This window comes from Pseudomonas bijieensis (genome assembly GCF_013347965.1).
GTDB classification, from domain to species: Bacteria; Pseudomonadota; Gammaproteobacteria; order Pseudomonadales; family Pseudomonadaceae; genus Aquipseudomonas; species Aquipseudomonas bijieensis.
Genome location: NZ_CP048810.1, coordinates 2,532,579 through 2,544,846, shown reverse-complemented (window position 1 = coordinate 2,544,846; position 12,268 = coordinate 2,532,579). Strand labels below are relative to the sequence as shown.

Annotated in this window: 8 protein-coding genes; 7 read left to right on the top strand and 1 reads right to left on the bottom strand. The window is 60.9% G+C overall.

The window, feature by feature from the left end; genetic code table 11:
* Positions 1 to 326: 326 nt before the first annotated feature.
* Together GN234_RS10920 and GN234_RS10915 are read left to right on the top strand one after the other, a co-directional pair.
* Complete coding sequence (locus GN234_RS10920) at positions 327 to 1,265, top strand: aspartyl/asparaginyl beta-hydroxylase domain-containing protein (RefSeq protein ID WP_176688462.1); 939 nt, start codon at positions 327 to 329, stop codon at positions 1,263 to 1,265.
* Positions 1,266 to 1,604: 339 nt separating this feature from the next.
* Positions 1,605 to 2,468, top strand: a complete 864-nt coding sequence (locus GN234_RS10915; RefSeq protein WP_176688461.1) for a DMT family transporter — start codon at positions 1,605 to 1,607, stop codon at positions 2,466 to 2,468.
* Between the two features lie 146 nt (positions 2,469 to 2,614).
* Here the strand turns inward: GN234_RS10915 and GN234_RS10910 are convergent, their stop codons facing one another.
* The gene (locus tag GN234_RS10910) at positions 2,615 to 3,523 is read right to left on the bottom strand and encodes a DMT family transporter (RefSeq protein ID WP_176688460.1); all 909 of its coding nucleotides are present in this window, start codon (positions 3,521 to 3,523) and stop codon (positions 2,615 to 2,617) included.
* Between the two features lie 129 nt (positions 3,524 to 3,652).
* Between GN234_RS10910 and aceK the strand changes: the two genes are divergently transcribed.
* The 5 genes from aceK to GN234_RS10885 all read left to right on the top strand — a co-directional run bounded on the left by aceK (position 3,653) and on the right by GN234_RS10885 (position 11,991).
* Positions 3,653 to 5,374, top strand: a complete 1,722-nt coding sequence (aceK, locus tag GN234_RS10905; RefSeq protein WP_109755837.1) for a bifunctional isocitrate dehydrogenase kinase/phosphatase — start codon at positions 3,653 to 3,655, stop codon at positions 5,372 to 5,374.
* A 228-nt stretch (positions 5,375 to 5,602) separates the two neighbouring features.
* Positions 5,603 to 9,514 (top strand): ATP-dependent RNA helicase HrpA, encoded by a 3,912-nt coding sequence (hrpA, locus tag GN234_RS10900; protein ID WP_176688459.1) that lies wholly within the window; start codon positions 5,603 to 5,605, stop codon positions 9,512 to 9,514.
* A 338-nt stretch (positions 9,515 to 9,852) separates the two neighbouring features.
* Positions 9,853 to 10,974: a beta-ketoacyl-ACP synthase III gene (locus GN234_RS10895; RefSeq protein ID WP_109755834.1), complete on the top strand. Its 1,122-nt coding sequence runs from the start codon at positions 9,853 to 9,855 to the stop codon at positions 10,972 to 10,974.
* A gap of 175 nt (positions 10,975 to 11,149) precedes the next feature.
* The gene (locus GN234_RS10890) at positions 11,150 to 11,761 is read left to right on the top strand and encodes an RNA polymerase sigma factor (protein ID WP_176688458.1); all 612 of its coding nucleotides are present in this window, start codon (positions 11,150 to 11,152) and stop codon (positions 11,759 to 11,761) included.
* Positions 11,755 to 11,991, top strand: coding sequence for an anti-sigma factor family protein (locus GN234_RS10885; RefSeq protein ID WP_176688457.1), 237 nt, complete (start codon positions 11,755 to 11,757; stop codon positions 11,989 to 11,991). The genes GN234_RS10890 and GN234_RS10885 overlap by 7 nt, the downstream gene beginning before the upstream one ends.
* Positions 11,992 to 12,268: the final 277 nt, after the last annotated feature.

The window sequence follows — 12,268 nt, the reverse complement described above, 5'->3', positions numbered from 1 at the left end:
GATTTATCCCCGTTGGACTGCGTAGCAGTCCCTCGGAGGACCAGTTACTCTCAATAGACGAGGTGTCAGGTTTGGGGGCTGCTTCGCAACCCAACGGGGATAAATCCCCTCGCCACAGGGTAATACAAGGTCTAAGAAGAGGGGTTGTTTAACCCGGCGTCAGCCAAGGTTCAGGCGGCCCCTGTTAGAAAGTGATTGTTGCGTTTCACTCAACAGAAAATGTTGCGTCAGACGGTTTTTACCTGGGCCATGAGGCTTTACCATGGCCCTCGGCTACGTCGGGCAGTTGGCGTTGCGTAAGTTGTTTTTGGACAAGGAGTTGTAAAATGACCGTTTCGTTTGCCGCCAAGGCCTCAGTGTTGCTGCTGTTTTTGGGCAGTACGCTTTATGTGCATTTGCGCGGTAAGGCGCGTTTGCCGATGTTGCGCCAGTTCGTCAACCACTCGGCGCTGTTCGCCCCCTATAACACCTTGATGTACCTGTTCTCCGGCGTACCCTCGAAACCTTACCTGGACCGCAGCAAGTTTCCCGAGCTGGATGTGCTCAAGGATAACTGGCAAGTCATTCGCGACGAGGCCATGCACTTGTTCGACGAGGGCTATATTCGCGCTGCCGAGAAGAACAACGACGCAGGTTTTGGCTCGTTCTTCAAGAAGGGCTGGAAGCGTTTCTACCTCAAATGGTACGACAAACCGCTGCCGTCGGCTGAGTTGCTGTGCCCCAGGACTGTCGAGCTGGTCAACCAGATCCCCAACGTGCGGGGCGCGATGTTTGCCCTGCTGCCGGGTGGCAGCCACCTGAATCCACATCGAGACCCCTTTGCCGGTTCGTTGCGTTATCACCTGGGGCTGTCCACGCCCAATTCCGATGATTGCCGGATCTTCGTCGACGGCCAGATCTACGCCTGGCGCGATGGCGAAGACGTCATGTTCGATGAAACCTATGTGCACTGGGTGAAGAACGAAACCCCGCAGACCCGCGTGATCCTTTTCTGTGATGTCGAGCGGCCCTTGAAAAGCCGCTTGATGACCCGCCTCAACCGTACCATCAGCGCTTTCCTCGGCCGCGCCACCGCGCCGCAGAACCTGGACGATGAACACGTCGGCGGCATCAACCGGGCGTATGCCTGGAGCAAGTCGTTCAGCGACGGCATCAGTGGCCGGGTCAAGCAATTCAAGCGCAAGCATCCCAAGGCGTACCGGGTGATGCGGCCCGTGTTGGCGGTGGTGGTGCTCACGGCGCTTGGTTATTGGTTGTTCGTTTAAATATTGCATAGTCCCTCGGGCGCTGGTTATAGTCAGCGCTCTTCGGGTTTTCGAACCCACTCTTCAAGAGATCGGCTCATGCCTGCATCCCCTGTCATCGCGGTCGTGGTTCCAGCGTTCAACGCTGGCGTCGTGCCGTGTGGGAATCAGCAGCCTGCGCAGATCGGTCAATACCCCCCACCTGTCCGTAGCTCATCGGTGTACGCCGTCGTATCACCGCCGGGTGTTGGCATTCAGGGCTGATCGGCAACGGTTGCCATCCCCTGTGCCCGCCTGAAAAAAACTACTGGACTTCAGCCTCGGCTGAGTTGGCTTTTTGCCTGACTACAGGTGGTATCCATGTTTTCCCTTTCCAAAAACGCCTTATTGGCGGCGGCTTCCACGAGCCTGTTCGTTTTTCTGTGGAGCAGTGGGGCGATCTTTTCCAAGCTGGGCCTGGCCCACGCTTCACCCTTCGCCTTTTTGCTGATCCGTTTTGCCATTGCGCTGTTTGCGTTGGTGCTGTTGATTCCGTTGCTCAAGTTCAAGCTGCCCAAGACCGGCAAGCCGATGCTGTACGCGGCAACCACCGGGTTGGTGCTGCTGGGCGCCTACCAGATTTTTTATCTGCTGGCGCTGCAAATGAGTGTCACTCCCGGGGTCATGGCAACCCTGATGGGCGTGCAACCGATCCTGACCGTGGTGCTCATGGAACGTCAGCGATCCTGGTCGCGGATGTTCGGCCTGGTGCTGGGGTTGGTCGGGTTGGTCATGGTGGTGTACCAAGGCATTGGCCTGGCGGGCATGTCCCTGGCGGGGATGGTGTGCGGGTTGCTGGCACTGGTGAGCATGACGGCCGGTTCCATCATGCAGAAGCGCATCACCGACAACCCACTGGGTACGCTGCCGGTGCAATACCTGGCCGGATTGTTACTGTGCGCGGTGTTCGTGCCGTTCCAGCCGTTTCACTTCGAATACAGCACGGGGTTCTTCGTGCCGGTGTTGTGGATGGGGCTGGTGGTATCGGTGCTGGCGACGTTGCTGCTGTACCGACTGATCGCCCGTGGCAACCTGGTGAATGTCACCAGCCTGTTCTACCTGGTGCCGGCGGTGACGGCGATCATGGACTACCTGGTGTTTGGCAATCGGCTGGCGTTGTTGAGCTTGCTGGGGATGGTGCTGATCATCGTGGGATTGGTGTTTGTGTTTCGTAAAAGTCGCTGAGCCTTGGATGCTCGCTGACTGAACAACCGCTATCGCGGGCAAGCCTTGCTCCCACAGGTTATGTACAAGCCTGCTCCCACAGGTTATGTGTAGTCCTTGTGGGAGCAAGGCTTGCCCGCGATGGCATTTTCAGCCACACCGATGAACTACCGGGCAGACACTTCAGCCGGTTTCGCCGCAGCGGGCTTGAGCACCAACCACAACGCCGCCGCAATCAACACCCCGCCATACAAATGCGCCATCCCCAACGGCTCATCCAGCAGCAACGCCCCCCACAACACACCGAACGGTGGAATCAGGAAGGTCACGGTCATCGATTTGACCGGACCGATGGAACTGAGCAAGCGGAAGTAAAGAATGTATGCCAGGGCGGTACACACCAGGCCCAGCCCCAGCAGTGACAACCAGACGCTCCAGCCACCCCAGCTGGCCGGTGGCTGGCTGATGACGCTGTAGCCAAACAGCGGCAGCAAGAACACCGTGGCACCGAACATGCTGCCCAGGGCCGAGAGACGGCTGTCCAGGCCTCCTTGGTGATCGAGCCAGCGACGGGTGAGGAAGCCGGCAAAGCCGTAGCAGGTCGTGGCCAGCAGGCAGGCGAGGGCGCCCATCAACAATTGCAGGTCGAACGCCACCGGGCCGGCGCGGGTCAGGATGCCAACACCCAGCAGCCCCAGGCAGACACCGCTGACCTTGGCCAGGGTGAGTTTTTCGCTGAAGAACAAACCGCCGATCAATACCCCCATCAATGGCGTGGTGGCGTTGAAGATCGCCGAGTAACCGGCCGGTAGCACCTGGGCCGCCACTGAATAGAACGTTGCCGGAATGCCCGAGTTGATCAGGCCCAGCCCCATCACGACTTTGAGCTTGCCGCGAAAATTCCAGTCGACGCGCATCAGGGCCAGGATCACCAGCAACCCGACGAAGGCGATGGACACGCGAAAAAAAGCAGTGGGGATTGTGCCAATGACGGGGGCGATAATGCGCATGAACAGGAAACTGGCCCCCCAGATGGCGGCCAGTGACAGTAAACGCAGGATATCGACGAGGTTCACGAGTCATTCCTTCCTTGATCGGGCGGCAAGTGTCGCCGTCCTGAATAGCGATGGCAATGGTTGCGTTGCCGCCTGATTGGCCTCTAAGCTCAGTCGCCAATAACAAGCATGACCCGCCGAGGTTTACCTATGCCGCAGCCATGGCCCGCCATTGAAATCGCCCGTTCGATCCTCGACGGCTTCGACGATTATCGTGAGCATTTCCGGCAGATCACCGATGGCGCCCGCGCCCGGTTCGAGCAGGCCCTGTGGCTGGAGGCGCAAGCGGCTTCGGCGGCGCGCATCAACTTGTATGAAGAAAAAGTCTTCGAAACCGTCGCCAAGCTGCACAAGGCCTTCGATGCCGAAACCCTGATGGATGTGGGCTGCTGGCCGCTGGTCAAAAGCGCCTACATCAGCCTGATCGACCTGCGCTTCGACGATGAGCTGTCGGAAACCTGGTACAACTCGATCTTCTGCGGGTTGTTCAGCCACGACCTGATCAGCGACGGCACCATGTTCATCCACACCACCCGGCCCAGCCTGCGTCGGGCCCGCGCTGCCCAGACCCGCACCTACAAGCCTCAGGGGCAGTTGGACCGGATACTGGCGAGCGTGTTCGCCGACTACCGTTTCAGCGAGGACTACGCCGATTTGCCGGGCGACCTGCAACGCCTCGAAGCGCAGTTGCGCGAGAACCTGCCGGACTGGGTCTGCAAGGATCCGGAACTGACGGTGGAGTTGTTTTCTTCGGTGCTCTATCGCAACAAGGGGGCCTACCTGGTGGGGCGGATCTACACCCGCGACGATCAATGGCCGCTGGTGATCCCGCTGTTGCACCGTGAGGGCCGGGGTATCCAGATCGATGCGCTGATCACCGACGAGGCGCAGGTCTCGATCATCTTCTCGTTCACCCGCTCGTACTTCATGGTAGACGTGCCAGTGCCGGCGGAATTCATCGGCTTTCTCAAGCGCATCCTGCCGGGCAAACACATCGCCGAGTTGTACACCTCCATCGGTTTCTACAAGCACGGCAAATCGGAGTTCTACCGGGCACTGATCAATCATCTGGCGAACACCGACGACCAGTTCATCATGGCCCCCGGTGTGCGTGGCATGGTCATGAGCGTGTTCACCCTGCCGGGCTTCAACACGGTGTTCAAGATCATCAAGGACCGGTTCTCGCCGTCGAAAAACGTCGACCGGGCCACGGTGATCGAGAAGTACCGATTAGTGAAAAGCGTCGACCGGGTCGGGCGCATGGCCGATACCCAGGAGTTCGCCGATTTTCGTTTTCCCCTGAGCAAATTCGAGCCGGCGTGCCTTGAGGAACTGCTGGAAGTGGCGCCGTCCACGGTGTCGGTGGAAGGCGATACGGTGCTGATCCGTCACTGCTGGACCGAACGCCGGATGACACCGTTGAACCTGTACCTGGAAAACGCCAACGACGCCCAGGTGCGCGAGGCCCTGGAAGACTATGGCCTGGCGATCAAGCAACTGGCGGCGGCGAATATCTTCCCCGGCGACATGCTGCTCAAGAACTTCGGCGTGACCCGCCACGGCCGCGTGGTGTTCTACGACTATGATGAAATCTGCTTCCTCACCGAAGCCAACTTCCGCCACATCCCCCAGCCCCGCACGCCGGAAGACGAAATGGCTTCCGAGCCCTGGTATTCCATCGGCCCGCTGGACGTGTTCCCCGAAGAATTCCCGCCGTTCCTGTTCGCCGACGCGGGGCAGCGCAAGCTGTTCGACCAGTTGCACGGTGAGTTGTACAACGCCGATTACTGGAAAGGCCTGCAAGAGGCGATTCGGGCGGGGAAGGTGATCGATGTGTTCCCGTATCGGCGCAAGGACCTGGACAACGAGTAACCCTGCGACTGCTCTCCACAAAAGGCATCCTTGACGCAAATCCCCTGTGGGAGCGAGCCTGCTCGCGATAGCAGTGGATCAGCCAGCATTCATGTCGACTGACACACCGCCATCGCGAGCAGGCTCGCTCCCACAAGGGAACCGCCGGCAGACTGCCATGTGTCGGCGCAGTAGCCGCAAATCTGCGACAATCGCCCTCTGCTCAAACCGACGACCCTTGCGTACCTGATGACTGACCAAGCCCCCGCTATCGACAAGCTGCTGAAAAACCTCGATCACGCCATGCTCGCCGACCGTCACCGGTTGCGGCGGCAGTTGCTTGAGCTGCGCAAGAAACCCGACGAGGCCAAGCTGGCCCAGTGGGTGACGCGCATGCAGGCGTCGTGCGATCAGGTGCTGGCGCGCAAGGCGAGCTTGCCGGTGATCCGCTATGACGACAATTTGCCGATTGCCGCCAAGCGCGACGAAATCAAGCAGGCGTTGCTCAAGCATCAGGTGTTGATCATCGCCGGCGAAACCGGCTCGGGGAAAACCACGCAGTTGCCGAAGATCTGCCTGGAAATCGGTCGCGGCCAGCATGGCTTGATCGGTCACACCCAGCCGCGCCGGATCGCTGCCCGCAGCGTCGCCAGTCGGGTGGCCGAGGAACTGGCCACCCCCTTGGGGGCGCTGGTGGGTTATCAGGTGCGGTTCGAGGACCAGAGCGACGCCAACACCCTGATCAAGTTGATGACCGACGGCATCCTGCTGGCCGAGACCCAGAACGACCGCTACCTCGAACGCTACGACACGATCATTGTCGACGAAGCCCACGAGCGCAGCCTGAACATCGACTTCCTGCTCGGCTACCTCAAGACGCTGCTGCCGCGCCGCCCGGACCTGAAAGTCATCATCACCTCGGCGACCATCGACCTGGAGCGCTTTTCCAAGCATTTCGATGACGCGCCGATCGTGGAAGTCTCGGGCCGCACCTTCCCGGTGGAAACCTGGTATCGCCCGCTGACCCTGGAGCAGGACGAAGAAGGCAACCGCGTCGAGGACGACTTGACCGTCGACCAGGCGATTCTCGCCACCCTCGATGAAATCGCCGCCTACGAGCGCAGCGAGCGCCGCAGCCCCGGGGATGTGCTGGTGTTCCTGCCGGGCGAACGGGAGATTCGCGACGCAGCCGAAATGCTGCGCAAGGCCCAACTCAAGCACACCGAGATTCTGCCGCTGTACGCGCGCCTGTCGCCGGCCGAACAGCAACGGATCTTCCAGTCCCATCCAGGCCGTCGCGTGGTCCTGGCGACCAACGTCGCCGAAACCTCGCTGACCGTGCCGGGCATCCGTTACGTGATCGACAGCGGCACCGCGCGCATCAGCCGCTACAGCTATCGGGCCAAGGTCCAGCGCCTGCCCATCGAAGCCATTTCCCAGGCCAGCGCCAACCAGCGCAAGGGTCGCTGCGGACGGGTCGAGCCGGGGATTTGTGTGCGGTTGTACAGCGAAGAGGATTTCCTCGGTCGGCCGGAATTCACCGACCCGGAGATCTTGCGCACCAACCTGGCGGCGGTGATCCTGCAGATGTTGCACCTGCGCCTTGGCGAGATCACCGATTTCCCGTTCATCGAGCCGCCGGACGGCAAGGCCATCAGCGACGGTTTCAACCTGCTGCAAGAATTGTCGGCGGTGGACCGCAACAGTCAACTGACCCCACTCGGTCGCCAGTTGGCGCGCCTGCCGGTGGACCCGCGCATGGGCCGCATGCTGCTGGAAGCGGCGAAGCTGGGCAGTTTGCAGGAAGTGCTGATCGTCGCCAGCGCCATGTCGATCCAGGACCCGCGCGAGCGCCCGCCTGAGCGTCAACAAGCGGCCGACCAGGCCCACGCCCAGTGGAAGGATGCGGACTCGGACTTTGCCGGGCTGGTCAACCTGTGGCGCGGTTTCGAAGAGCAGCGCCAGGCCCTGACCGCCAGCCCGCTGCGCAACTGGTGTCGCAAGAACTTCCTCAACTACCTGCGCCTGCGTGAATGGCGTGATTCCCATCGCCAGTTGAGTCTGATCTGCCGCGACATGCAGTTGAGCCTCAACAAAGACCCGGCCGATTACCCGAAACTGCACAAGGCGGTGCTCTCGGGCCTGTTGAGCCAGATCGGCCAGAAAACCGAAGACGGCGACTACCTCGGCGCCCGTCAGCGGCGGTTCTGGGTCCACCCCTCGTCGGGCCTGGGCAAGAAGCGTCCGCAGTGGTTGATGACCGCTGAGCTGGTGGAAACCACCAAGCTCTACGCGCGCATGGTAGCCAAGATCGAGCCGGACTGGATCGAGCCGCTGGCCGGGCACTTGATCAAGAAAAACCACTTCGAACCCCATTGGGAGAAGAAGCGCGGGCAAGTGGTGGCGTATGAGCAGATCACCCTGTTCGGGCTGATTGTCGTCGGTCGGCGACCGGTGCATTACGGGCCGGTGGACCCGGTGGTGTCGCGGGAGCTGTTCATCCGTGAGGCGTTGGTGCGCGGTGAGATCCAGTCCAAGGCCAAGTGCCTGGACGCCAATACCAAGTTGCTGGAGCAGCTCGACGAACTGGAAGCCAAGGCCCGCCGCCGTGACATCCTGGCGGACGAAGAAACCCTGTTCGCTTTCTACGATGCGCGTTTGCCGGCCGAGATCCACCAGACCGCGACCTTCGACAGCTGGTACCGGATCAACAGCCAGAAAGATCCGCAGCTACTGATCATGCGCGAAGAAGACGTGCTGGCCCGCGAGGCCAGTGAAGTCACGGCCGCGTACTACCCGGACACATTGCGCGTCGGCGATCTGACCTTGCCGTTGAGCTATCACTTCGAGCCCAACCATCCTCGTGATGGCGTGACGCTGCGGGTACCGGCGCCGCTGTTGCCAATGCTGCCGCCGGAACGCCTGGATTGGTTGGTGCCGGGAATGATCGAGGCCAAGTGCATCGCCCTGGTGCGCAACCTGCCCAAGGCCTTGCGCAAGAACTTCGTGCCGGTGCCGGACTTCGTCAAGGCCGCACTGCAACGCATCACCTTCGCCGAAGGCTCGTTGCCGCAATCCCTGGGCCGCGAACTGCTGCGCATGACCGGCGCGCGGGTCAGCGACGAAGCCTGGGCGGAAGCGGCGCAGCAGGTGGAAAGCCATCTGCGTATGAACCTGGAAATCGTCGACGGCCAGGGCAAGTTCCTTGGCGAAGGTCGCGACCTGGCCGAACTGACGGCGCGCTTTGCCGAAGCCAGCCAGGCGGCCTTGGCCGTGCCGCAAACGGCGAAGAGCCAGGCACCGGTGGAGGCGAAGGTTTTCGCACCGGTGGCGGAGAAAACCCAACAGAAGATCGCCGGGCTGTCGATGACGGTCTACCCGGCGCTGGTGGAAGAGGGCGGCGTGGTCAAGGAAGGGCGATTCCCGACCCCGGCCGAAGCCGAGTTCCAGCATCGTCGTGCCTTGCAGCGCTTGTTGATGCAGCAATTGGCCGAGTCGGCCAAGTTCCAGCGCGGCAAGCTGCCCGGCCTGACGGAGCTGGGCCTGTTGTACCGCGACCTGGGTCGCATCGACAGCCTGGTGGAAGACATCCTGCTGGTCAGCCTCGACAGTTGCGTGCTCGAAGGCGAAGCGAGCCTGCCCCGTGACGGCGCAGCGCTGGCTTCCCTGGCCGAGCGCAAGCGTGGCGGCTGGACCGAACACGCCGAACGCCTGGCGAAGCTGACCCTGGACATCCTCAAGCTCTGGCACGGCCTGCAAAAACGCTTCAAGGGCAAGATCGACCTGGCCCAGGCCGTGGCGTTGAACGACATCAAGCAACAGCTCAGCCACCTGGTGTATCCGGGCTTCGTCCGCGAAACCCCCCATCAATGGCTCAAGGAACTGCCGCGCTACCTCAAGGCCATCGAGCAACGCTTCGAGAAACTGGGCAGCCAGGTGCAGAAAGACCGGGTCTGGAGCGGCGAACTGTCGAACCTCTGGGCCCAATACCAGACCCGCGCCAGCAAACACCTCCAGGAAGGCAAGCGCGATCCGCAACTGGAGCTGTATCGCTGGTGGCTGGAGGAGTACCGGGTGTCGCTGTTCGCCCAGCAGTTGGGGACCAAGGTGCCGATTTCCGATAAGCGCTTGAGTAAGCAGTGGGGGCAGGTGGAGGCCTGATGCCACAAACCAGATGAACACTACTAACCCCTGTGGGAGCGAGCCTGCTCGCGATAGCGTTGTGTCAGTCGACATAAATACTGAGTAAACCACCGCTATCGCGAGCAGGCTCGCTCCCACAGGGTTAGTTGGTGTAGCTCACTGAGAATGGGCCAAACGCCAGCGTTTGTGGCAAACTTCGCGGCTATAAATGCCGGTCCCGTGGTTTTGAGCTTCAATGCCCCGGGCGGATCGGAATAAAGCGATGCCAGGACTGCTTCCCCGGATGGGAAAAGTCCCTTTGTGTATTGGTACGTCGGTGCCAATGCTTTCTGCCTGAACAGATCAGAGACACGACCATGCATAACGTCGTCATCAGCGGCACCGGCCTGTACACCCCGGCCAACAGCATCTCCAACGAAGAGCTGGTGCAATCTTTCAATACCTATGTCGCGCAATTCAACGCCGACAACGCCGAGGCCATCGAGCGCGGTGAAGTCGAGGCGTTGACCGAATCCAACGCCGCGTTCATCGAAAAGGCCTCGGGCATCAAGAGCCGCTTCGTCATGGACAAGGACGGCATCCTCGACCCGCAACGCATGACCCCCCGTTTGCCCGAGCGCTCCAACGACGAGTGGTCGGTGCTGTGTGAAATGGCTGTCGGCGCGGCAAAACAGGCGTTGGAACGCGCCGGTCGCACCGCCGCCGACATCGATGGCGTGATCGTCGCCTGCTCCAACCTGCAGCGCGCGTACCCGGCCATCGCCATTGAAGTCCAGGAAGCCCTGGGCATCGAAGGTTTCGGTTTCGACATGAACGTGGCCTGTTCCTCGGCCACCTTCGGCATCCAGGCCGCGGCCAACAGCGTGCAACTGGGCCAGGCCCGGGCGATCCTGATGGTCAACCCGGAAGTGTGCACCGGCCACCTGAACTTCCGCGACCGTGACAGCCACTTCATCTTTGGCGACGCGGCCACTGCCGTGATCATCGAGCGTGCGGACCTGGCGACCTCGCCGTACCAGTTCGACGTGGTCAGCACCAAGCTGCTGACCAAGTTCTCCAACAACATCCGCAACAACTTCGGCTTCCTCAACCGCGCCGCAGAAGAAGGCATCGGCAGCCGCGACAAGTTGTTCGTCCAGGAAGGCCGCAAGGTGTTCCGTGACGTCTGCCCGATGGTGGCCGAACTGATCGGTGCCCACCTGGAGGAAAACCAGTTGAACGTTGGCGAGGTCAAGCGCTTCTGGTTGCACCAGGCCAACCTGAGCATGAACCACCTGATCGTACGCAAACTGCTGGGGCGTGAAGCCACCGAAGAGGAAGCCCCGGTGATCCTCGACCGCTATGCCAACACCAGTTCGGCGGGGTCGGTGATTGCGTTCCACAAGTACCAGGACGACTTGCCCAGCGGTTCGGTCGCCGTGCTCAGCTCGTTCGGCGCCGGGTATTCGATTGGTAGCGTGATTTTGCGCAAGCGTTGATCCACTGTTGCTACGCCGAAATTTTTTGTGGAGCAAGGCCATGTGGGAGCAAAGCTTGCTCGCGAAACAGGCGACTTGGTTTATGGAAGACCTCGTCGCCTGCATCGCGGGCAAGCCTTGCTCCCACATGAATTCCCATGCCACAACAGCGATCTATCCAGCCATAGGGCGTTGAATGACGGTCACCGACGACACCCACCTGCTCCAACGCCTCCTGGCCGGTGAGCAGCAGGCCTTCAAGGAACTGGTCAGCACCTACCAGAGCCCGATGCGCGCCGTGGCCTATGCCATCGTTGGCAGCCGTCATGCCGACGAAGTGGTGCAGGACGCCTGGCTGTCGGTGGTGCACAATCTCAGCGGTTTCCAGGGGCGTTCCAGCCTCAAGACCTGGTTGTTGACCATCACGGCCAATGCCGCCAAGGGCCGCTACAAACAGAACCGTCGGGAAGTGCTGCTCGACGACCTGCCGTCGCCCCACGGCACCCTTGGCGATGATCGTTTCGCCGCCGATGGGCATTGGCTGCTGGCGCCGTTCGCCTGGCACCAGGACACGCCCGAAGCGTTGCTCACCGAGCGTGAGTTGCGTGATTGCCTGGAGCATACGTTGCTCAGCCTGTCGGAACTGCAAGGCAGCGTGCTGACTCTGCGGGAACAACAGGGCCTGGAACTGGACGAAATCTGTAATCTGCTGGGCATTTCGCTCTCCAATGTCCGCGTGCTGCTGCATCGCGCCCGACTGAAGGTCTTCGCGACTGTTGAACATTTCGAGGAAACCGGCGAATGCTGACCTGCAAGGAACAAGTGGCGCGCTCCAGCGATTATCTCGACGGCCAGTTAAGCTTTCGTGAACGCCTGATGGTGCGCCATCACCTGATGTTCTGTCCCAATTGCCGACGATTCATCCGCCAGATGCGCCTGATGCAGGCGACCCTCAGAAAACTGCCGCAACCGCCGGTTCCCGACCTGGATCACCTCGCCGAGAAACTCGCCGCCGAGCGTCGCAAAACATCTAAGTAATCTTCGATACACCACCGACCCCCCTGTGGGAGCGAGCCTGCTCGCGATAACGGCGGATCAGCCAGCGTTGTGTTGACTGACCCACCGCTATCGCGAGCAGGCTCGCTCCCACAGGGGGTTTTATATTCCCATTCGAAGTAAAAAGTTCCGCTGTCATAAAATCTTTATGTGATAGCAACTCGCCTGACACAACCGGCCGCCAAGATCCCCTCCCAACACCAGCGGGCCCAGTTCCGCGTGTTTTCTAACGCATAGACTACCAACAGGGGAATTCTTC